The sequence below is a fragment of the Buchnera aphidicola (Pterocallis alni) genome, assembly GCF_964059075.1.
GTDB lineage: Bacteria > Pseudomonadota > Gammaproteobacteria > Enterobacterales > Enterobacteriaceae > Buchnera_L > Buchnera_L aphidicola_AN.
The window spans coordinates 19,470-44,109 of the sequence record NZ_OZ060377.1 but is presented as its reverse complement, the minus strand read 5'-3'; the positions used below and the strand labels follow the sequence as shown (position 1 = coordinate 44,109).

At 24.9% G+C, this 24,640-nt stretch carries 18 protein-coding genes and 4 tRNA genes; 15 read left to right on the top strand and 7 right to left on the bottom strand.

Annotation, left to right across the window (positions count from 1 at the left end):
• Positions 1-43: 43 nt before the first annotated feature.
• The 3 genes from argH to AB4W54_RS00195 form a co-directional block, all read right to left on the bottom strand.
• Entirely contained in the window at positions 44-1,429 is a 1,386-nt protein-coding gene (gene argH / locus AB4W54_RS00205) for an argininosuccinate lyase (protein ID WP_367674483.1), read from the bottom strand.
• A gap of 84 nt (positions 1,430-1,513) precedes the next feature.
• Positions 1,514-2,728 (bottom strand): argininosuccinate synthase, encoded by a 1,215-nt coding sequence (locus AB4W54_RS00200; RefSeq protein WP_367674482.1) that lies wholly within the window; start codon positions 2,726-2,728, stop codon positions 1,514-1,516.
• Between the two features lie 329 nt (positions 2,729-3,057).
• Entirely contained in the window at positions 3,058-3,954 is an 897-nt protein-coding gene (locus tag AB4W54_RS00195) for a methylenetetrahydrofolate reductase (RefSeq protein WP_367674481.1), read from the bottom strand.
• A gap of 188 nt (positions 3,955-4,142) precedes the next feature.
• Between AB4W54_RS00195 and AB4W54_RS00190 the strand changes: the two genes are divergently transcribed.
• The 12 genes from AB4W54_RS00190 to rpoC all read left to right on the top strand — a co-directional run bounded on the left by AB4W54_RS00190 (position 4,143) and on the right by rpoC (position 16,106).
• Positions 4,143-4,215 (top strand) — tRNA-Thr (locus AB4W54_RS00190).
• A 7-nt stretch (positions 4,216-4,222) separates the two neighbouring features.
• A tRNA-Tyr gene (locus AB4W54_RS00185) sits at positions 4,223-4,305 on the top strand.
• Between the two features lie 9 nt (positions 4,306-4,314).
• A tRNA-Gly gene (locus tag AB4W54_RS00180) sits at positions 4,315-4,386 on the top strand.
• Positions 4,387-4,394: 8 nt separating this feature from the next.
• A tRNA-Thr gene (locus AB4W54_RS00175) sits at positions 4,395-4,468 on the top strand.
• Between the two features lie 135 nt (positions 4,469-4,603).
• On the top strand, positions 4,604-4,849 hold the full coding sequence (secE, locus tag AB4W54_RS00170) for a preprotein translocase subunit SecE (RefSeq protein WP_367674480.1): 246 nt from the start codon (positions 4,604-4,606) through the stop codon (positions 4,847-4,849).
• Between the two features lie 10 nt (positions 4,850-4,859).
• Positions 4,860-5,408: a transcription termination/antitermination protein NusG gene (gene nusG, locus AB4W54_RS00165; RefSeq protein WP_367674479.1), complete on the top strand. Its 549-nt coding sequence runs from the start codon at positions 4,860-4,862 to the stop codon at positions 5,406-5,408.
• A gap of 45 nt (positions 5,409-5,453) precedes the next feature.
• Positions 5,454-5,882 carry a 50S ribosomal protein L11 gene (gene rplK / locus AB4W54_RS00160; protein WP_367674478.1) on the top strand — a complete coding sequence of 143 codons (429 nt, stop codon included), beginning with the start codon at positions 5,454-5,456 and terminating at the stop codon, positions 5,880-5,882.
• Positions 5,883-6,581 (top strand): 50S ribosomal protein L1, encoded by a 699-nt coding sequence (rplA, locus tag AB4W54_RS00155; protein WP_367674477.1) that lies wholly within the window; start codon positions 5,883-5,885, stop codon positions 6,579-6,581.
• A 69-nt stretch (positions 6,582-6,650) separates the two neighbouring features.
• Positions 6,651-7,148, top strand: coding sequence for a 50S ribosomal protein L10 (gene rplJ / locus AB4W54_RS00150; RefSeq protein WP_367674476.1), 498 nt, complete (start codon positions 6,651-6,653; stop codon positions 7,146-7,148).
• 54 nt (positions 7,149-7,202) lie between these two features.
• Entirely contained in the window at positions 7,203-7,571 is a 369-nt protein-coding gene (gene rplL, locus AB4W54_RS00145) for a 50S ribosomal protein L7/L12 (RefSeq protein ID WP_367674475.1), read from the top strand.
• 240 nt (positions 7,572-7,811) lie between these two features.
• Positions 7,812-11,837: a DNA-directed RNA polymerase subunit beta gene (rpoB, locus tag AB4W54_RS00140; RefSeq protein ID WP_367674637.1), complete on the top strand. Its 4,026-nt coding sequence runs from the start codon at positions 7,812-7,814 to the stop codon at positions 11,835-11,837.
• A 75-nt stretch (positions 11,838-11,912) separates the two neighbouring features.
• Positions 11,913-16,106, top strand: a complete 4,194-nt coding sequence (rpoC, locus tag AB4W54_RS00135; RefSeq protein WP_367674474.1) for a DNA-directed RNA polymerase subunit beta' — start codon at positions 11,913-11,915, stop codon at positions 16,104-16,106.
• A 100-nt stretch (positions 16,107-16,206) separates the two neighbouring features.
• On the opposite strand, the gene AB4W54_RS00130 is transcribed toward rpoC, so the two are convergent.
• Entirely contained in the window at positions 16,207-16,722 is a 516-nt protein-coding gene (locus AB4W54_RS00130; protein WP_367674473.1) for a TIGR00645 family protein, read from the bottom strand.
• Between the two features lie 182 nt (positions 16,723-16,904).
• Between AB4W54_RS00130 and purH the strand changes: the two genes are divergently transcribed.
• On the top strand, positions 16,905-18,488 hold the full coding sequence (gene purH, locus AB4W54_RS00125; RefSeq protein WP_367674472.1) for a bifunctional phosphoribosylaminoimidazolecarboxamide formyltransferase/IMP cyclohydrolase: 1,584 nt from the start codon (positions 16,905-16,907) through the stop codon (positions 18,486-18,488).
• A gap of 63 nt (positions 18,489-18,551) precedes the next feature.
• Here purH and metE read toward each other — a convergent pair whose 3' ends face one another.
• The 3 genes from metE to ftsY form a co-directional block, all read right to left on the bottom strand.
• Positions 18,552-20,822: a 5-methyltetrahydropteroyltriglutamate--homocysteine S-methyltransferase gene (metE, locus tag AB4W54_RS00120; RefSeq protein WP_367674471.1), complete on the bottom strand. Its 2,271-nt coding sequence runs from the start codon at positions 20,820-20,822 to the stop codon at positions 18,552-18,554.
• 322 nt (positions 20,823-21,144) lie between these two features.
• Positions 21,145-21,990 carry an RNA polymerase sigma factor RpoH gene (rpoH, locus tag AB4W54_RS00115; RefSeq protein WP_367674470.1) on the bottom strand — a complete coding sequence of 282 codons (846 nt, stop codon included), beginning with the start codon at positions 21,988-21,990 and terminating at the stop codon, positions 21,145-21,147.
• A gap of 135 nt (positions 21,991-22,125) precedes the next feature.
• On the bottom strand, positions 22,126-23,214 hold the full coding sequence (ftsY, locus tag AB4W54_RS00110; protein WP_367674469.1) for a signal recognition particle-docking protein FtsY: 1,089 nt from the start codon (positions 23,212-23,214) through the stop codon (positions 22,126-22,128).
• A 66-nt stretch (positions 23,215-23,280) separates the two neighbouring features.
• Here ftsY and rsmD point away from each other — a divergent pair, with 66 nt between their 5' ends.
• Together rsmD and AB4W54_RS00100 are read left to right on the top strand one after the other, a co-directional pair.
• Positions 23,281-23,859, top strand: coding sequence for a 16S rRNA (guanine(966)-N(2))-methyltransferase RsmD (gene rsmD / locus AB4W54_RS00105; protein WP_367674636.1), 579 nt, complete (start codon positions 23,281-23,283; stop codon positions 23,857-23,859).
• A 58-nt stretch (positions 23,860-23,917) separates the two neighbouring features.
• A complete protein-coding gene (locus AB4W54_RS00100; protein ID WP_367674468.1) occupies positions 23,918-24,640 on the top strand; it encodes an ATP-binding protein in 723 nt (240 codons plus the stop codon).

Here is a 24,640-nt window from a genome sequence, read left to right as displayed (position 1 = left end):
AACAATTTTTATAAATTTGAAAATATTTACTTAATGATCTAAATTAATATAATTCTTTTTTAATATTATATATAGACTGTAAAATTTGTCTTAAAGAAACACCTCCCTTAGAATTTTTACTATTCAAACAAGAATTTAAACTTAACTTGTTATATATATCTTCTTCAAAAATAAAATGATATTTCTTAAAAGTGGAAATATTTAATTCTTCTAAAGCACATTTTTGATTTATTGCTTCTAAAACAATTTTACCTGCAATAAAATGTGCTTCTCTAAAAGAAACACCTTTATTAACTAAATAATCTGCTATTTCGGTAGCATTAGAATAACCCTTCTTAGCAGAGTGTAAACATATGGATTTATTAACTATCATATTTCTTAATACTAAAATAGTAATATTTAAACAATTCATCCAAATATTCATAGCAGAAAATAAAAGATATTTGTCTTCCTGCATATCCTTATTATATGATAAAGGTAAACCTTTTAATATAGTTAACATACTTAACAAGTAACCATGTACTCTACCTGTTTTGCCTCGAATCAATTCTAAAGCATCAGGATTTTTTTTTTGGGGCATTAAAGAAGAACCAGAAGTAATAGAATCAGATAATTCTATAAAATTACATTCAACAGAATTAAAAAATATTATATCTTCAGAAAATCTAGATAAATGTATCATACTAATAGAAGCCACAGATAATAATTCCAAAACATAATCTCTATCAGAAACAGCATCTAAACTATTTTCAGTAGAACTGTTAAAATTCATTCTCTTAGCTAATGCATCACGGTCAATAGAACAAAAAGTTCCTGATAAAGCACCTGATCCTAAAGGACTAACATCTAACCTTTTTAAACTATCTAACAATCTATTTGTATCTCTCTTAAACATGTGTAGATAAGCTAAACACCAATATCCAAAAGTAATTGGTTGTGCTTGTTGTAAATGTGTATAACCAGGCATAATACAATCATATAACAATTCTGCTTTTCTAAGTAAATCACATTGTATCTTTTTTAAAGAAAATAATATATTTGGAATTGTATCTTTACACCATAACTTTAAATCTGTTGTTACTTGGTCATTACGACTACGCCCAGTGTGTAATTTCTTACCTAACGGTCCAATCATATCTACTAATTGAGATTCAACCCAACTATGAATATCTTCTGAAGTACTATTTAGAATTTTCTCTTTATTTTTTTTAACATCTTGTTTTAAAATACATAATGCTAGTTCAATTTTTTTTTGTTCTTTAGTAGTTAATACATTACATTCTAATAACGACTTCGACCAAGCAATAGATCCAAAGATATCTTGTTCCACTAAATGATAATCAATTTTTAATGAACAATTAAATTTAGTAAATAACTGATTTGATTTTTTTAAAAATCTACCACCCCATAATTTATTATCAATATTCATAAATAAAACACCTTATAAAATTAAAATATAATTATAAAAATATTACAACATAGTATAAATATTATAATAAATTATGCACAAATATCATTTCTTATTATTTAAATATCTAATTTTAGAAGATAAAGAAAATAAATTGATAAAACCTTGAGCATCTTGATGATTATATACACTATCTTTTCCAAAAGTAGCAAATTCTTCTGAATATAAAGAATTATCAGATTTTTTTTGGATCACAGTAATATTTCCTTTATATAATTTTAATACTACTGTTCCAGTTAACATTTTAAAAAATATACTTGCAGCATTTTGTATAGATTTACGCATTGGAGAAAACCATAATCCATTATATACTAAATTAGACATATACAATGCAAGTTGTTCTCTCCATTGAAAACTATTTCTATCTAGTACTAACTCCTCTATAGCTCGCATCGCTTTCATTAAAATAGTACCTCCTGGGGTTTCATAACAACCTCTAGACTTCATTCCAATTAACCTATTTTCAACAATATCAATACGACCAACTCCATGTTTAGAACCAATTTTATTTAATAATTGCAAAATTTCTAATACATTTAATTTATTATGATTTACAGAAATAGGATATCCTTCTTTAAAAGATATATTCACATACTCTTCTATATTAGGAGCATTCAAGGGATCAGTTGTCCACACCCAACAATCTTTACTAGCTTGATTCCAAGGATTTTCTAAAATCCCTCCTTCTGTAGAAATATGCCAAATATTTTCATCCCTACTATATATTTTTTTAATTGTAGCAGTAGTTGGAATGTTTTTTTGATGCAAATACTTAATTAAATCTTCTCGAGAAGAAAATTTCCACTCTCTCCAAGGTGAAATCACTTTTAATTCTGGACATAATGCCGCATATGCCGTCTCAAAACGAACTTGATCATTTCCTTTTCCCGTTGCTCCATGACATATTGCACGTGCTTGAATTTTTAAAGCTAATTTAATTTGTTCCTTAGCAATAATAGGTCTAGCCATGGCTGTTCCTAGTAAATAATTACCTTCATATAATGCACCAGTACTTAAAACAGGTAAAATATAATTTTTAATAAATTTTTCTCTTAAATCAATAACATAACATTTTTTTGCACCTGATTGTATAGCTTTTTCTTCAATACCGAATAGATCAGACTTAGATTGTCCAATATTAGCGACAAATGCTATTACATCTAAAGAATAATGTTCTTTAATCCATGGTATAATTGCAGAAGTATCTAAACCACCTGAATAAGCTAAAACAACTATCTTTCTATTTTTTAATAATATCATTTTTTATTTCCATTATTAAGTTTATTTTAATGTATATCTATTAAGAAAAATATTTTTTAAACATTGTACGAATTTACATATATACAAAATCCATAATGTTCTATTGTTCCAAAAAATATATTTTATATTATATGATATATTAAACATATTATATATGTAAAAAAATGACAAATATGATTACAAAATGTTCATTATAAATATTTACCTATTTTATAAAAAATCTATACTGATATAAAACATATTTTATAATACAAATATCAATGTAAAATAATAACCATTCCTTCATATCTATTTATTTTATATAATTATATTTATAAAATATAAAAAAATTATTTTTGAACACTTAAACCTAAGTAACAACATAGAGTATAAACAATATCAAATTGATTCAAAGTATAAAAATGAAAATCCCTAATACCTTCTTTATATAATTGATTTACCATATCAAGACAAATTAATAAGCCAAACATTTTACTAATATTAACTTCATCACACTCTATTTTTGAAAAAAGATTACATATCCATTTCGGAAGGTTTACATTAGTCATATTAGTAAACTTTTGTATTTGTTGAAAATTAGTAATAGGTAATATACCGGGAATAATTTCTTTATCTATACCCACACAAAAACAACGATCTCTAAATCTCAGGTAATGATCTACATTAAAAAAAAATTGTGTAATTGCGCGATTGGCTCCACAATTAATTTTATTTTTTAAATTAATTATATCAATATAAGAATTGTGACATGTAGGATGCACTTCAGGATATGCAGCAACAGAAATATCAAAATCAGCAACTTGTTTTAATAATAAAATTAACTCTGAAGCATATAATTGAGTACTAGTATTATTTTTTTGTATATCCCCCCTAAGAGCAATAATATTTTTAATTCCATTATTCCAATACATACGAGCTAAATCTTGTATTTTTTTTTTATTAGAATTAACATAAATAATATGAGGAGCAATATTTAAATTTAATCTTGTAGGAATATTTTTTATTGCTTGCGCAGTATAATCATGTATACTATCTAAATTAGCAGTACATGTAATAGAAATAAACTTAGGATGAAAAACACTTAATTTTTCAATTGAATTTAAAAAATTACTATTTACATAATCAACAGACTTTGGTGGGAAAAATTCAAAAGAAACATTTATGTCATTTCGGAACATAGATAAATTTTCTTTTATATTACCTAAAATATCACATAAAAAATTCATAAATACTCTCAATTCCCATTATTTTATAGTTTTCTATATTATAAATGTTAAAAATAAAAATTTATACATTTTAAAAAAAATATATTATATCTTATAAGATTAAACTATATTTTAAAAAATTTTTTAAATTTCATGTTGCATAATTCATAATCTAACAGTAATATATAAAAGAATAGTATTAAATTATAGCCGGCTTAGCTCAGCAGGTAGAGCAACTGACTTGTAATCAGTAGGTCACCAGTTCGATTCCGGTAGCCGGCAAAAATAAGGTGGAGTTCCCGAGTGGCTAAAGGGAGCAGACTGTAAATCTGTCGTCTATTGACTTCGAAGGTTCGAATCCTTCCTCCACCATAATATCAAGCGGGCATGGTATAATGGTTATTACATTAGCCTTCCAAGCTTATAATGTGGGTTCGATTCCCACTGCCCGCTAAAATAGAGCTGATATGGCTCAGTTAGGTAGAGCACACCCTTGGTAAGGGTGAGGTCCCCAGTTCAACTCTGGGTATCAGCACACAAGTATTAAAAATATTTTCATTATACTAATCACGTAATATAACTGTTACATTTTATTATTAAATAATATATAAAAAATAAAAATGCTACATTATAAATAAATAATACTTAACAATCAATTCCTATATAAAAAATGCTAAAAATACTATATAAATTCAAACCACTGATTATTTTTATTCAATATATAAAAATACTTAAAAAAAAAATTATCTTCTGCAAAAAAAAAATTAAATCAGAAATCAAAACTATCACATATCCAAAAAAAAAAGAAACAATACAAATTACAATAATTATACTAATAATTAGTACATTAATATCTATTGCATTATTTACTTTAGATAAAATAATATTATATATTATATCCCACTTAATTAATTAAAGGTTTTAAAATGTACGATATTATAAAAAAAAATTGGTATATTTTGCAAACCTTATCCGGACAAGAAAATCAAATAGTAAAAAAAATACAAAAAAATATAAAAAATAGTAATTTAATACAATATTTTGGAGAAATAATAGTACCCAGTGAAAAAGTATTAGAAATTAAAAATGGAAAAAAAAAAACAAGCCAATGTAAATTTTTCCCAGGTTATATTTTAATTAATATGTATATGAATGAAAAAAGTTGGCAATTAATACGCAATACACCCAAAATAATAGGATTTATTGGAGGAATATCAGAAAGACCAAAAACAATGCACAAAAAAATAATCAATAAAATAATTAATAAATTAAATAAAATTGGAAACCAAACTCGACCGAAAATATTATTTAATATAGGAGAAAGAATAAGAATTAATAACGGTCCATTTTCTGGTTTTCAGGGAACAGTAGAACAAATAGATTATAATAAAAATAGATTAAAAATTTCAGTATTAATATTTGGAAGATCAACTTTATTAGAATTAAATTTTAATCAAATTGAAAAAAATACCTAAATATTTAAAAATATATCAAATAATTTTATATTAACAAGAGAATTTATGAATAAAAAAATACAATCATATATTAAATTACAAATTCCTGCTGGTATGGCAAACCCAAGCCCCCCTATTGGACCAGCTTTAGGACAAAAAGGAATTAATATTGTAGAATTTTGTAAATCATTTAATAAATCTACTGAAAATTTAGAAAAAGGAATACCAATTCCAGTTATTATTACTGTATATCAAGATCGAACATTTACATTTATTCAAAAAACACCTCCAGTATCTTTTTTATTAAAAAAATACTCTAAAATACAAAAAGGTTCTAGTAAACCAAAGAAAGAAATAGTTGGTACTATTACTACAAAAGAAATAGAAGAAATAGCTAAAATGAAAAAAGTAGATATGACAGGATCAAATATTGAAAAAATAAAATCATCAATTAAAGGAACAGCTTATTCTATAGGTATAAAAATAGAGGAATAAATGCCAAAAATATCAAAAAAAATAAAACAAATTAAAAAAGAAATAAATCTTCATAAAGAATATACGATTAATTCTGCTCTTAATTTATTAAAAAAATTTCAAAGTACCAAATTTACTGAAAGTGTAGATGTATCTATTCATTTAGGTATTAATCCAAAAAAAACTGATCAAAACATTAGAGGATCTACAATATTACCCAACGGAACTGGTAAAAAAATAAAAATAGCAGTATTTACACAAGGTGAAAATATAAAAATAGCAAAAAAGTATGGAGCAGAAATTGCTGGAGGAGCAGAAATAATTCACTATTTTAAAAATAAAAAAAAAATTTTTGATATCATTATATCATCTCCAGATACTATGCATATAGTAAGTAAATTAGGACCTATTTTAGGACCAAAAGGATTAATGCCAAACCCTAAAACAGGAACAATAACTTCAAATATTAAAGAAGCAGTAAAAAATGCAAAAAAAGGACAAATAACATATAAAAATGATAAAAATGGTATTCTCAATACTGCTATTGGAAAAATAAATTTTACAAATCAACAATTAAAAGAAAATATTATACAATTATTAATAGAACTTAAAAAATTAAAACCATCTACATCAAAAGGTATTTTTATAAAAAAATTAATATTATCAACTACCATGGGTTGCGGTATTATAATTAAAATAAATAGTATATATGAAACATAAATATCTGTTCTGAAAATACATATCATTAGATATTATAATAAGTAATTAATTATATCCAGGAAAATAATAATGGCTTTAAATGTACAAAGTAAAAAAAATATTATTAATAAAATAAGTAAAATATCTAAATCTTCTGTTTCAGCAATTATCGCAAACCCAAAAAATATTTGTTCTAATTTGTTAAACCAATTACGTAAAAATAGTCGTAAAAATGATGTAATAATATATATGATTAAAAATACATTATTAAAAATAGCAATTAATAACACTAATATAGAATGTTTAAATAAACAATTAAAAGGACCAATACTAATTGGATTTTCAATACAAACACCAGAAAGTGCTATAAAATTATTTACACAATTTTCTAAAAAAAACAAAAATTTTAAAATTATCACAGCATGTTATAATAAAAAAATATTATCTATAAAAGAAATTAATGACTTATCAAATTTACCAACTTATCAAGAAGCTATAATAAGATTCATGATAACAATACATAATGCAACAATCAGAAAAATATTAAATATTTTATTATCAATAAATAACAATAAAAAAAATAAATAATATATAACACAATTTACTGAAAATAATGTGAATTGTTATTAGGATAATTTTATTATGTCAATTACAAAGGAACAGATATTAGAAGCAATATCAAATATGTCTGTCATGGAAGTCGTTGAACTCATTTCCAACATGGAAAAAAAATTTGGCGTTTCTGCTACACCTATCAATATACCAAATCAAAACCTAGAACAAGAAAAAAAAGAAGAAAAAACAGAATTTGATATATTTCTAAAAGAAATAGGAAAAAATAAAATAGCTGTTATAAAAGCTGTACGTAGTGCTACTGGCTTAGGTTTAAAAGAATCTAAAGATCTAGTAGAATCAACTCCAACAATATTAAAAGAAAAAATGAACAAAAAAGATGCTGAATCTTTAAAAGATACTTTAGAAAAAATTGGCGCTATAGTGGAAATGAAATAAAACTATTTTGAACCCCTTGTAATTATTAACATCATGTATTCACATATAAGCTGGTGATAATAATTCACCAGCAAAATAAATGATTTTTTGTTTAACATAAAAAATAAAAATTATATAATTTATATTTTATAAATCTATAAATTATAATATATATAATATAATAATCTAAATTATTTCATACAATTAATATATTTTTTATAAATTTATAAAAGATATATTTCAGCCTGTTTTAGGAACTTTATAGTGTACTCTAAGACTGAAAGAAAGAGAATTCGTAAAGATTTTGGCAAATATGCAAAAATAATGTATATTCCATATCTTCTTTCTATTCAAATAGATTCTTTTAAGCAGTTTATAAAAAAAGATAAAAAAGAACAAAAAGGAATAGAATCTATTTTAAAAGCAATATTTCCCATTAAAAATTATCACGATAATGCGGAATTAAGATACATTACTTATAGGTTAGGAAGTCCATTATTTAACGCAAGAGACTGTCAAATTCGAGGAGCAACTTATTCAGCATCATTAAGAGTTAAATTAAGATTAATCGTTTATGAAAATAAAAACAATAATTTTCGTATTAAAAATATTAAAGAACAAGAAGTATACATGGGTGAAATTCCATTAATGACAAATAATGGAACATTTATTATCAATGGTACAGAAAGGGTTGTAGTATCTCAACTACATCGTAGTCCAGGAGTCTTATTCGACAGCGATAAAGGTAAAAATCACTCATCAGGAAAAATTTTATATAACGCAAGAATTATACCATATAGAGGTTCTTGGATTGATTTTGAATTTGACCATAAAGATCATTTATTCACACGTATCGACAGACGTAGAAAAATTCCAGTTACAACAATGCTATACGCTTTAGGTTATAACAAGAAAAATATTTTAGATATTTTTTACCAAAAAAATATATATAAATTTATTAATAAAAAAATATATATTCAAATTAATTCTGAAAATCTAATACACGAAACAGCACAATGTAATATATATATTAATAATATTTTATATATGAACAAAGGAGAAAAATTTACTTCTCATCATATCAAACATTTCCAAAAAAATAAAATAGAATTTATTGAAGTAAATGCCAAATATTTAATTAATAAAGTTGTATATAAAGATTACATTAATCTTAAAAATAAAAAACCTATTATATTAACTAATACAAAAATTACTTTTGAACACATTCAAAAAATTCAAAAAAACAATATTAAATACATAGAAACTATTTACACTAACGATAAAAATTGCGGATCGTATATTTCTGATACATTAGAAATAGATACTACATCTGATCAAACTAGTGCATTAATCGAAATATACCGTATTATGAAACCAGGTGAACCACCAACTAAAGAATCGTCAGAAAATTTCTTTGCAAATCTATTCTTTTCACAAGAAAGATATGATTTATCACCGGTAGGGAGAATGAAATTCAATTACTCATTATCTAGAAACAAACCCACAGGAGAAAATGTATTAAGTAAAAAAGATATTTTAGATGTAATAAAAAAATTACTCGATATCCGTAATGGTAAAGATACAATCGATGATATTGATAACTTAGGAAATAGAAGAATTAGATCAGTAGGAGAAATGCTAGAAAATCAATTTAAAATAGGACTTATTAGGGTAGAAAAAACCATTCGAGAAAGACTCTCTTTAGGGGATTTAGATACTATTATGCCCCAAGATGTTATCAATGCAAAACCTATTTCAGCAATTATTAAAGAATTTTTTACCTCTAGTCAATTATCACAATTCATGGATCAAAATAATCCTCTATCTGAAATTACACACAAAAGACGTATTTCTGCGTTAGGTTTAGGGGGTTTAACAAGAGAAAGAGCTGGTTTTGAAGTACGAGATGTACATCCTACACACTATGGAAGAATTTGCCCAATAGAAACACCTGAAGGACCAAATATTGGATTAATTAATTCATTAGCAATATATTCTAAAATAAATAAATATGGTTTTTTAGAAACACCATATCGCAAAGTTAACAATGGAGTATTAACAGATACTGTTCATTATCTCACCACCAACCAAGAATATAACAATATTATTGCACAAGCTAATATACATATTGATAAAAAACAATCTTTTATACATGATTCAGTAGTATGTAGATATAAAGGAGAATCAAATTTATTTAACAAAAATCAAGTAAATTACATAGATATTTCAGCTCAACAAATAGTTTCTGTAGGAGCTTCTCTAATCCCATTCTTAGAACACGATGATGCTAACCGATCTTTAATGGGAGCTAATATGCAAAGACAAGCTGTACCTATGCTAAAAACAGAAAAACCATTAGTAGGGACAGGTATGGAAAGAGCGGTAGCAACAGATTCTGGTGTTACCATACTAGCTAAAAGAGGAGGAATAGTACAATACATTGACGCTTCCAGAATTATTATTAAAGTAAATAAATCAGAATTACATACAGCAGAAGCAGGCATTGATATTTATAACTTAATAAAGTATACTCGATCGAATCAAAATACTTGTATTAATCAAATGCCATGTATTAATTTAGGTGAACAAGTAAACAAAAATGACGTATTAGCAGATGGACCAGCAACAGATTTAGGAGAATTAGCTTTAGGGCAAAATCTAAGAGTAGCATTTATGTCTTGGAATGGATATAATTTTGAAGATTCTATATTAATTTCTGAAAAAATTATACAAAACGATCAATTTACTACCATTCACATCCAAGAATTATCCTGCATTGCTAAAGACACGAAATTAGGACCTGAAGAAATCACTGCTGATATACCAAGTATCACAGAATCATCATTATCCAAATTAGATGAATCAGGTATTGTGTATATCGGGGCAGAAATAACAGAAGGGGATATATTAGTAGGTAAAGTCACACCTAAAAATGAAAATCAATTAACTCCTGAAGAAAAATTATTACGCGCTATTTTTGGAGATAAAGCATCTGATATAAAAGACTCTTCACTTAGAGTACCGAGTGGAATATCAGGAACAGTCATTGACGTTCAAATATTTACTAGAGAAGGTGTGGAAAAAGACACAAGAACATTAGCAATAGAAAATATGCAAATTAAGAAAATAAAAACAGAACTTATAAAAGAATTTAAAATATTTAAATGGCATTTATTCGAAAGATCTAAAAATATTTTAATACAATTAGGTATTTCTGAAAATCACCTTAAAAGTATACAGCAAGAACAATGGCACAAAATAAACTTATATAATCATAAAATATCTAACCAGTTATGTGAAATTTTTCAAAAATACACAATTTTAAAAAAACAATTTGAAAAAAAAGTAGATTTTAAAAAAAAGAAAATTGTCCAAGGAGACGACTTATCTCCAGGAGTTTTAAAAACAATTAAAGTATTCATAGCAGTAAAAAGACAAGTTCAAACTGGAGATAAAATAGCAGGAAGACACGGAAATAAAGGAGTAATATCAAAAATAAATCCCATAGAAGATATGCCATATGATAAATACGGAATACCAATTGATATCGTCCTTAATCCATTAGGAGTTCCGTCTCGTATGAACATTGGTCAAATATTAGAAACACATTTAGGAATGGCTGCAAAAGGTTTAGGAAACAAAATTAATAAAATGCTAAAAAGAAAAAAACAAATATCACATATAAGATCATTTATACAAAAAGCATTTAATTTAGGAAATAATATAACACAAAATATTAATTTTAATAATTTTTCTGATCAAGAAATTCTGACATTAGCAAAAAATTATAAAAATGGATTACCAATCGCATCACCAGTTTTTGATGGTGCTAATGAACAAGAAATTAAAGATTTATTAACACTATCCGGAATACCTGCATCAGGACAAATAGAATTATTTGATGGACAAACAGGTAAAAAATTTGAAAGACCTATTACAGTAGGATATATGTATATGTTGAAATTAAATCATTTAGTTGATGATAAAATGCACGCTCGATCAACTGGATCATATAGTTTAATTACCCAACAACCATTAGGAGGAAAAGCACAATTTGGAGGACAAAGATTTGGAGAAATGGAAGTATGGGCATTAGAAGCATACGGAGCGGCATATACACTTCAAGAAATGTTAACTGTAAAATCAGATGATGTCAATGGAAGAACTAAAATATATAAAAACATTATTAAAGGAAAATACCAAATGAATCCAGGGATGCCCGAATCATTTAATGTATTATTAAGAGAAATTCGGTCACTAGGGATTAATATAGAATTTAATGAATAATTAAATTTATCCATCTAACACACAAATATTTTTTATAAATTTATAATAAAAAATTTCTACATTATGAGGTTATTAATGAAAGATTTAATTGATTTTCTTAAACACAATAATAAACATAAGGAATTTAATTCAATTAAAATAGGATTAGCATCTCCTGAAACTATTAAATCATGGTCATATGGAGAAGTTAAAAAACCAGAAACTATAAACTATAGAACATTTAAACCAGAAAGAGATGGATTATTTTGCTCAAAAATTTTTGGACCAACAAAAGATTATGAATGTTTATGCGGAAAATATAAAAGATTAAAACATAGAGGAGTAATTTGTGAAAAATGCGGAGTAGAAGTTACACAAAGTCGAGTACGAAGAGATAGAATGGGGCATATAGAACTTGCAGCCCCTACTGCCCATATTTGGTTTTTAAAATCATTACCATCAAAAATTAGTTTACTATTAAATATGCCATTAAAAGACATAGAAAAAATATTATATTTTGAATCATATATAGTACTCGAACCCGGTTTAACAAACTTAGAAAAAAAACAAATATTAACAGAAGAAGAATATTTAAATGCTTTCCAAGAATTTGGTGATGAATTTATAGCTAAAATGGGAGCTGAAGCAATTCAATTATTATTAAAAGAAATTGATTTATCTGAGCAACATGAAAAATTACATACTACATTACAAGAAGTACATTCTATAACTAAAAAAAAAAAAATCATTAAAAGAATAAAAATTATAGAATCTTTTATCGTATCTAAAAATAAACCAGAATGGATGATTTTAACTATTTTACCAATTTTACCACCTGATTTAAGACCACTAGTACCATTAGATGGAGGTAGATTTGCTACTTCAGATCTCAACGACCTATATAGAAGAGTCATAAATAGAAACAATAGATTAAAAAGATTATTAGAATTATTTGCTCCAGATATAATTATCAGAAATGAAAAAAGAATGCTACAAGAAGCAGTAGATGCATTATTAGATAATGGAAGAAGAGGAAAAGCAATTGTAGGATCAAATAAAAGACCACTGAAATCTCTTGCAGATATGATAAAAGGAAAACAAGGTAGATTTAGGCAAAATTTACTTGGTAAAAGAGTAGACTATTCTGGACGTTCAGTCATTACTGTAGGCCCTTATTTAAAATTACACCAATGTGGATTACCAAAAAAAATGGCATTAGAATTATTTAAACCATTTATATATGGACAATTGGAAATTAAAGGATTTGCCACAACAATTAAAACAGCAAAAAAAATAGTCGAAAAAGAAGAAGCAATTGTATGGGATATATTAGAAGACATTGTATATAATCATCCTATTCTATTGAATAGAGCACCCACATTACATAGATTAGGTATACAAGCTTTTGAACCTATATTAATAGAAGGAAAATCTATTCAACTACACCCATTAGTATGTGCAGCATATAATGCAGACTTTGATGGAGATCAAATGGCTGTACACATACCTCTAACGAACGAATCACAATTAGAAGCACGTACTTTAATGATGTCTACAAGTAATATATTATCTCCAGCAAATGGTGAACCTATTATTGCACCTTCACAAGACGTTGTACTAGGTATATATTATATGACACGCACTAAAATCAATGGAAAGGGAGAAGGTATGATTTTTAAAAATCCCAAAGAAGCAGAAAAAGCATACCAGTTGGATTTAGTCGATTTACATTCTTTAGTACACGTAAAAATTACAGAATACATGAAAAATAAAAAAAATGAGTTTATAGCAAAAGAAACAGTAATAAAAACTAGTGTTGGAAGAGCAATATTATGGTTAATCACCCCTCAAGGATTACCATTTAAAATGTTTAATACTACATTAAAAAAACAAAATATTTTAAATATATTAAACTTTATAGCACAAAATTTGGGTATCGAAGCAACAGTATTGTTTGCAGATCAAATTATGTATACTGGTTTTAAATACTCTACATTATCTGGAACATCAGTGGGGATTGAAGATATGATCATACCAAAGCAAAAAAATGTTATTATTACCGAATCAGAAAAAAAAGTATCTAAAATACAAGAACAATTTCAATTAGGGCTAGTTACAGATGGAGAAAGATATAATAAAATAATAGATATATGGTCTAATACTAATGAAGAACTATCCAAATTAATGATGCAAACTTTATCTATAGAAAATATAGAAAACAATCAAAACAACATAAAAACACAAAAATCATTTAATAATATATTTATGATGGCGGACTCTGGAGCGCGAGGTTCTGCAGCTCAAATAAGACAATTAGGTGGTATGCGTGGTTTGATGGCTAAACCTGATGGATCTATTATAGAAACACCAATTACAGCAAATTTTAGAGAAGGATTAAATGTATTACAATACTTTATTTCTACTCATGGGGCTAGAAAAGGATTAGCAGATACTGCATTAAAAACAGCAAATTCTGGTTATTTAACTAGAAGACTGGTTGATATTGCTCAAGATTTAGTAATCACAGAATACAATTGTGGAACTAAAAATGGGATTATCATGAATCCAATTATAGAAGGAAGTAATGTTAAAGAATCATTACAAGAAAGAATTATAGGACGAGTAACATCAGAAAATATTTTATACCCTAATTCTCAAAAAATATTAATACAAAAAAATACATTAATTAATGAAGAACAATATAACATGTTAAAAAAACATGCTATAGACTCTGTTAAGGTACGATCAGTAGTAAATTGTGAAACAAACTTTGGAGTATGTGCATACTGCTACGGGGTAGATCTATCAAAAGGAAAATTAATCAATAAGGGAGAAGCAGTTGGGGTAATAGCAGCACAATCTATCGGAGAACCTGGAACACAATTAACTATGCGTACATTTCATATCGGTGGAGCTGCTTCTCGATCAGTTTCTGAATCTAGTATTATCACAAAAAATACAGGAATTATACAATTTAATAACTCTAAATTTGTTATTAACCAATATAATAAAAAAATTGTTATATCAAAAAAAATGCAATTACATATAATAGACCAATTTGGTAAAATAAAAGAAAAACATAAAATACCTTATGGATCTACATTAAAAAAAATAGAAGGAGAACAAGTCAATATAGGAGAAACATTAGTCACATGGGATCCACATACTATTCCAATTATTACTGAAGTCAGTGGATATATAAAATATACAGATATGATAGAAAGCCAAAATATCATTAAAAAACACGATTCATTAACTGGTTTATCATCCATAGTCGTACTAGATACATCAGAACGTACAAATACAGGGAAAGAATTAAGACCTACAATATATATAGTAGATTCTAATGGAAATGAAGTGTGCATACCAGATACAAATATTCCAGCTCAATATTTTTTACCAGGTCAATCAATAATACAATTTCATAATGGAGCAAAAATCCATTCCGGAGATATAATTGCAAGAATATCACAAAGTACAGGAGGAACTAAAGACATTACCGGGGGATTACCAAGAGTAGCAGATTTATTTGAGGCTCGTTTTTCTAAAGAAGTTGCAATTCTTGCAGAAATTAGTGGAACTATTACATTTGGAAAAGAGACAAAAGGGAAAATAAGATTAATTATCACTCCTAATAACAAAAAACAAGAAATATATGAAGAAATGATACCAAAATATAGACAATTTAATGTTTTTGAAGGAGAAAAAGTAGAAAAAGGAGATATAATATCAGAAGGATTAGAATCACCACATGATATATTAAGATTAAGAGGAATAGGACCTGTAACAGAATTTATAGTACGTGAAGTACAAGAAGTATATAGATTACAAGGAGTAAAAATTAATGACAAACATATTGAAGTTATTGTCAAACAAATGTTGAGGAAAGTAACTATTGTAGATCCAGGGAATTCTAATTTTTTAATTGGAGAACAAGTAGAATACTCACGAATCAAAACACAAAACAAAAAACTCAAAAAATTAAATCAAAAACAAGCTACATTTTCACACAATTTATTAGGTATTACAAAAGCATCTTTAGCAACTGAATCATTTATATCTGCTGCTTCATTTCAAGAAACTACTAGAGTATTAACAGAAGCTGCCGTATCAGGAAAACATGATCATTTACGAGGATTAAAGGAAAATGTAATAGTTGGAAGATTAATACCGGCCGGGACAGGATATATTTATCACACAACAAAATCAAAAATAAATAATAAACAAAATAAAAAAATAAAAAAAAAATTAAAAAATAAAAATGATAATCATATAAAGAAAAATATATAATTATTATTTATATTAATATATATAATATATATAATAATACATATTATGATAATATTTAAGATATTAATTTAAATAAAAAATATTTTTCATATATAGAATATTATTTTATAATATATATATTTTTTATGTTTTTTTTATACATTTTATCAATATAAGACATTCCAAATGCAGAAATTACAAATGTTAAATGAATAACAACACACCACATAATTTTATCATCTAACACTTTTTCTGCTTCCATAAATAATCTTAATAAATGTACAGAAGAAATCGCAACAATAGAAGAAGACACTTTATTTTTTATCGAATTAACATCCATTGTACCCATCCAACTTAAACGCTCTTTATTATCATTAACATCCATTCTAGAAATAAAATTTTCATAACCTGAAAACATGACCATAACTAATAATCCACCTACTAAAGCAATATCAATTAACGATAATACAACTAAAACCAAACCAGATTCAGACATCATGAACACTTCTGGTATAATAGAAACAGCTTGCTGAAAAAATTTTAAAGTTAATAGTACAAAACCTAAAGATAACCCAAAATATACGGGAAACATTAACCAACGAGAAGCATATATGGTTTTTTCAATTTTTTTGTCCACGTAAAACCTCATGAAAATATTTTCATATAATACGTTGATAGTAAATATATTCGTATTTGGTATTATACCATGAATAAAAAAATAAATACTGACAAAGAAAACATACTCATATTGAAAAAATCATGTCATGTGCTCACAAAAAAGACAATTTATATTTAAAATATAATTTTCATGAGTATAATATGACAATAAAAAAAAAATATATTAAAAATGCTATTATTAGTGTTTTTAATAAAAAAAATATTGATATATTAGCAAGAGGGTTATTAAAAAATAATATTAAAATATTTTCTACTACCAATACAGCTTTAGAATTGAAAAATCATGATATTCAAGTCAATAATATTTCAGAACTGACTCAATATCCAGAAATTATGAATGGAAAAATTAAAACTATACACCCAAAAATTTTTGGAGGAATATTAGGAAATAAAGAAAAAGATATTCATACTATTCAAAAATATAATATGACTTTAATTGATTTAGTTATAGTAAATTTTTATCCAATTAATACAAAAAATCATGCCAATATCTCTAATAATATTGATATTGGAGGACCAGCTATGGTAAGAGCAGCAGCTAAAAATTATAAAAATACTATTGTTATAGTTGATTACCATGATTATCAAGATGTATTAAATGAAATAAATATTAATGGATATGTAAGTAAAAAAAAAAAATTAAAACTGGCTATTAAAGCATTTGAATATACTACTCAATATGATATTTCTATAATAAAATACTTAAACAAAAAAAAATATGATCAAAATGATCAAAATTATATATTCCCTAAAAAACTATATTTAACATATACAAAACAACAAAACCTAAAATATGGAGAAAATCCAAACCAAAAAGCAGCTCTTTATATACCCGAACAATATAATCACAATAACAATTGTTTTGAATCTATCCAACAATTCAATGGAAAAAAATTATCTTATAATAATATATATGATGCTTATATAGCATATGAATGTGTAAACCAATTTAATGATCCAAGTTGTGTAATAATAAAACATGGAAACCCTTGTGGAGTATCTACATCATCTAATATACTTAATGCGTATCTATATGCTTATAGAACTGATCCAATTTCAGCATTTGGTGGAATTATTGGCTTTAATAAATTAATTGATAAAATAACCATATTACAAATTATAAAAAATCAATTTGTAGAAGTAATTATTGGACCACAAATCACTCAAGAAGCCTTATCTATCATACAACAAAATAAAAAAATAAAATTATTAATTTGTAAATTATATAATAAAAAATATATTTCTAATATAGAAATAAAAAGTATTAATCATAGTTTACTAATACAAGAATCCAATATCAATAATAGTAATCCCAAAACATGGTTAGTAGTCAGTGAAAAAAAACCAACACAATTAGAAATACAACACGCATTATTTGCATGGAATATAGTTAAATTTGTCAAATCAAACGCTATTGTATATAGTAATGAATTAAATACGATTAGTATTGGTTCCGGGCAAACAAATAGAATAGAATCTGTAAAAATAGCTAATAAAAAATATTTTAATAATAAAAAAATATTAAATTTAAAAAATAAAAAAATAACTATCGCATCTGATGCTTTTTTTCCTTTTAGAGACAGTATTGATGAAATATCATATATAAAAAATATATCCTGTATCATACAACCAGGTGGATCAATTAGAGATAATGAGGTAATACAAGCAGCAAATGATTATAATTTGTGCATGATTTTTACCAATCAAAGAATATTTAAACATTAAATATATAAAAATTACTTAATATACAACAAAAGGGAAATAACATCCCTTTTGTTAAAAATATTATTAACTATATTTTTTTCTAATATTTTTTGTTGCAATCATCATATTATGTAAAGATAATTTAGTTTCTTCCCAACTACGTGTTTTTAATCCACAATCAGGGTTCACCCATAAACGCTGTATCGGAATATACTGAATAGCCACTTCTAATAATTTTTCAATTTCCTCAACACTTGGAATGTTAGGAGAATGTATATCGTATACTCCTGGACCAATTTCATTTGGATACTTAAATTTTTTAAAAAATTCTAATAACTCCATATCCGATCTAGCGGTTTCAATAGTAATTACATCAGCATCTAATTTTACAATAGCATGCATAATATCTTGAAATTCACAATAACACATATGTGTATGAATTTGAGTAGTATCATTTACTCCAGAAGAAGATAATCTAAAAGATTCAGTAGACCATAATAAATATTCATCCCAGTCTGATTTTCTTAATGGTAACCCTTCTCTTAGAGCTGGTTCGTCAATTTGGATAATATGAATCCCTTCTTTCTCTAAATGTAATACTTCTTCCCGTAAAGCTAAAGCAATTTGTTGAGAGATATTTTTTTTTGATAAATCTTCTCTCAAAAAAGACCATAATAAAATAGTCACTGGGCCAGTTAACATAGCCTTAACTGGCTTATTAGTTAAAGACTGTGCATATTTTAACCATTCTATAGTAATTGGATTCGATCTATACACATCGCCAATAATAATAGGTGGCTTAACGCATCTAGAACCATAACTCTGTACCCATCCACTACGTGTAAATACAAATCCATTTAAATTTTCTCCAAAATATTCAACCATATCATTTCGTTCGCATTCCCCATGTACTAAAACATCAATATCTAGTAACTCTTGTTCAGATATGACTTTTTTGATATGTTCTTTAATATAATTCTTATAGTCACAAGAAGTAATTTTACCACTTTTATAATCAATACGTAACTTTCTAATATCACTAGTTTGGGGGAAAGAACCTATTGTAGTAGTTGGTAAAATAGGAAAATTAAATTTATTCTTCTGTAATTTAGCACGATGCATGTATTCAGAATTTCTAATAGTATCAGTATGAGTAATCTTGTCTAATGAATTTTTAACACTCTCATTATGTACTGCATTAGAATAATTATGAGTATATAATAAATTACTCCAAGAATTTAAAATATTCGGTTTATTACTATTTAAAGCAGTAGTTAATAAATTTAATTCATAACATTTTTGTAAAGCAAAAGAAAACCAATTTTTCACTTCTACAGTTATATCTGTTTCAAGATCTAAATCAACCGGACAATGTAATAAAGAACAAGAAGAACCAATCCAAACATTTTTTCTTAATTTAGTAATAGGATAAATCATATTAAACAAATGATTTAAATCTGCTTTCCAAATATTACGGCCATTAATAACACCTAAAGATAATACCCAATCTTCTGGTATAGCATTATTTAAATCAAATAAATTATATTTACCATCTACTGTATCAATATGTATACCATGTACTGGTAATTTAACAATAGTCTTTAAATTATGATTAATGCTATCAAAAAAAGTAGTTAATAATACTTTACTATAATTAGATAAAACTTTATAAGTTACTTGAAATGCATGTAACCATGGAGTAGGTAATTCAAGAGATAGAATAGGCTCATCAATTTGAATCCATTTAATACCCTTATTCTTAATTTTTAATAATATCTTTTTATATACAATAATTAATTTACTTAACAAATCTAATTTATTAAAATTTTTACCTTTAACTTTTCCTAACCATAAATAAGTTAACGGACCTAATAACACAGGTTTAACATTATAACCTAAACTTAACGCTTCATCAATCTCATCAAACAGTTGAAACCAAGATAAATTAAAATTTTGTTTTTCAATAAATTCCGGTACAATATAATGATAATTTGTATTAAACCATTTAGTCATTTCAGATGCTAAAACAGGTTTTTTTTTCGGAGCAATTCCTCTTGCTATATAAAATAAAGTGTCTAAATCTATAGAACCATTTGCAGTACGATGTCTTGTTGGGATATTTCCTATTAACATACTAGTTGATAAAACATGATCATACCAAGCAAAATCACCAACAGGAATAAAATTAATTCCTAAATCGTGTTGTTGTTTCCAGTGTTTAAAACGTAATTTTGATCCTATTTTTAATATTTGCTCTTGTGAAATCATACCAGACCAATAACTTTCCTGAGCATATTTTAATTCTCGATGTGCACCAATTCTAGGAAATCCTAACGTGTGATTAAAAATAGTCATAAATACATCCTAAATATTCAATAAATATTATGATCTACATGATCAAATTATATAATGTTTTTTATTAATTATATAAAAATCATAAAAATATTTATACTATTATTAAACATTAATAATTTATATAATATATTCCAAAATAAAAAATATCATTCTATTATATAATATAACATTTAATTAATATAATATGATATAATTAAATATTGAAATATTTAAAAAATATAATTATATAAATTACATAATATATACAATAGCATTGATAAAAATAAAAAAATAACTATCTCGATGTATAAATAAAATAACGATTAACTTTTTTCTAACACATTCACAATTTATATTGCAATTTTAATTTTTTTATTGCTCTTTGTTCAATTTGCCTAACTCTCTCAGAAGAAAGACCATAATTTTTTGCAAGGATTTCTAATTTAATTTTTTTTTTACAATATAACCATCTACATCGTACAATGTAACGACTTCTAGGATCTAAATCTAATATTGCATTATTTAATTTATCTAAACTATATTTATCCCAATTATATAATTCAAAATACATCGAAAAATCTGATTTATAATCCTTAACATTCCTTTCTTGTATACCATCTTTTTCTACATTAGAAATCGAAAATAAACTAATATCTTGCGATAACATTCTTGATTCCATATTCTTGACATCATAATTAGTTACACCTAATGATTTCGCTACTAATTTTACTTCATGTTCATTAAACCATCCTATGTGTGTTTTTTTTTTTTTTAAATTAAAAAATAATTTTCTATGTGATTTGGTAGTAGCAATTTTAATCATTCTCCAATTTTTTAATATATACTCATGAATTTCTGATTTAATCCAATATACAGCAAATGATATAAAACGAACATTAATATTTGGATTAAAACGAAAAATAGATTTCATTAATCCAATATTTCCTTCCTGTATTAAATCTGACCGAGGTAAACCATAACCAGAATAAGTACGAGTAATATGTACAACAAATCGTAAATGTGATATAACAAGATGGCGAGCAGCAAAAACATCAGAGTGATAATATACTCTTTTAGCTAATATTTTTTCTTCTACATCAGATAATATACTAAATGCATTAACACTACGTATATAAGATGATACATCTTTTAAAAAAATTTTTTTTAAACATTGTATATTATAAAACATTTCTTTCCTTATAAAATTAATACTTTTTCAAGTGCTCATCTATACTTAACCAAATAGAATATATCATAATACCATTTATGTAAAAAAAATATTATACAATAAAAAAAAATTAAAAAATAAAATAATACTAAGTATTTAAGGAAAAATATCTAGTATAAACTTTTGAGGATCAAATAAATATAAATCGATTAAATTTTCTCCTACACCTATATATTTTATTGGAATAGATAATTTATCTGATATAGAAAAAATTACTCCTCCTTTTGCAGTACTATCTAATTTAGTTAATACTAAACCATGAATTTCCCCTAAATATTTATAAAATAATTTTGTTTGTACAAAAGAATTTTGACCATTACAAGAATCTAACACTAATAGTATTTCATGAGGGGCATATAATACTTGTTTCTTAATTACACTTAAATTTTTCTTTAATTCTTCCATCAAGTGTAATTGATTATGTAAACGACCAGCAGTATCAATTAATAAAATATCATAATTTCTAGACTGTACATATTGTATAGCATCAAAAATAACAGCTGATGGATCAGTTCCATAAACACCAGTCACTACTGGTACTGAAATTTGTTCCCCTAATATCTTCAATTGCTCAATTGCAGCAGCTCTAAAAGTATCACTAGCACATAACACTACTGATTTCCCCATATTTTTATATAAATATGCTAATTTAGCAATAGTAGTTGTTTTACCAACTCCATTCACTCCTGTAACAAAAATAATATAAGGATAATCGGTTGTTATATTTGATATCTTTGAGGATGGTATATTTAATATTGATAATAAAAATTTTTTTAATTCACAATACACATCACTTTCATTTTTAAAAAAATTATTTTTATATTTCCATATTAGATGATTAACAATTTTATTAGTTGTTTCTAAACCAAAATCATACATTAATAAATTTTTTTCTAATTTTTGAAAAAAAATATCATCAATTTTATTTTTTAAAAAAAAATTTTTTATTTTACCAAAAAAATTTTTTTTCTTTTGTAACAATTTTGTTTGAAAATTTTTTATTAAACTTATAGAGCTAAAGTAATTATTTACAAAAATGTTTTTTACGAATTTAATTTCCGAATTACCTGGTATGATAAAATTATTATCGTATTTCTTGATATCATTTAATGAATTAATAGGAAAATATAAAGTATCATTACTTTTTTGATTTAAAAAATATACTATACTATGTTTTGTACACAAAATACAATTCCTAAAAATTTTAAAAACACAATATGTACTACAATCATAAAAGATAATAATGAATTAATGAAAATTAATAATATAAAAAGCAAAAAAAAAAATAGTACTAAAATAATATCTGGATATTTAAAAGGTCAAATAATTAATATTGTTCAAAGTAACAAATTAAAACCAACACTACATCGAATTCGAGAAACATTATTTAATTGGGTATCAAATAAAGTACATAATGCCAAATGCTTAGATTGTTTTGCTGGAAGTGGATCAATTAGTATTGAAGCAATATCAAGGTATGCAAAATATGTTGTTTCATTAGAAAAAAACTATTACATTATACGACATCTAAAAAAAAATATTACTAGATTAAATATAAAAAATATACATATTATTCATACGAATACATTAATGTGGTTAAAAAAAAATCAATATCAATATGATATTATTTTTATAGATCCACCTTATCATGCAAATATTCTACAAAAAACCATTTATTTAATTAATAAAAACAATTTACTTAAAAAAAATGGATATATATATATTGAGACATATAAAAAAAATAATATTCAATATCCACCAAATTGGACTCTATATAAAAATAAAAACACAAAAAATATTAATTTTTCCATATATTTGATCAATAAATAACATTATTAAAAAATAATATAATATAATTCATATTTCGTCTTCATAAAATATAAATAATATGTATATATTAAAAAGATTAAAAAAAATTATCCCACATCATATAAAACCCAAATTTACTAAAGATACAGAGTTACTAAAATGGAATCAACAACAAGGGCAGTTATCATCTAAAAATATTATTCAAAAAAACAATACAATAAAAAAAAACAATCTTATCAAAAACTCTGGCATTCAAACATTACATATAAATTGTTCATTTCGTAATTATAACTTAAAATATAAAGAACAAAAATATGTATTAAATAAATCTATACAATATGCAAAAAATTTTAATAAAAATCAATCCAACTTTGTATTTTTAGGTCTACCCGGAACAGGTAAAAATCATCTTGCAACAGCTATAGCAAAATATTTAATATCACAAAAAAAAAAAGTATGTATTATCACAATATCAGAATTAATGTTAAAAATAAAATCTACATTTAAAAATACAAATAATAAAATAACAGAAAAAAAATTTATCCATTACCTTAGTAATATTGATTTACTAATATTAGATGAAATTGGAATACAAACTAAATCACAATATGAAAAAATGATACTACATCAAATTATAGATAAAAGATACTCTTCTAATAAATCAACTGGTATACTATCTAATTTAAATACTCAATCAATTTATCAATTGTTAGGAAGGAGAATTATGGATAGAATTAATTTAAAAAATACACTATGGTTACATTTCAATTGGAAGAGTTATAGAAAATATTATTCATCATAA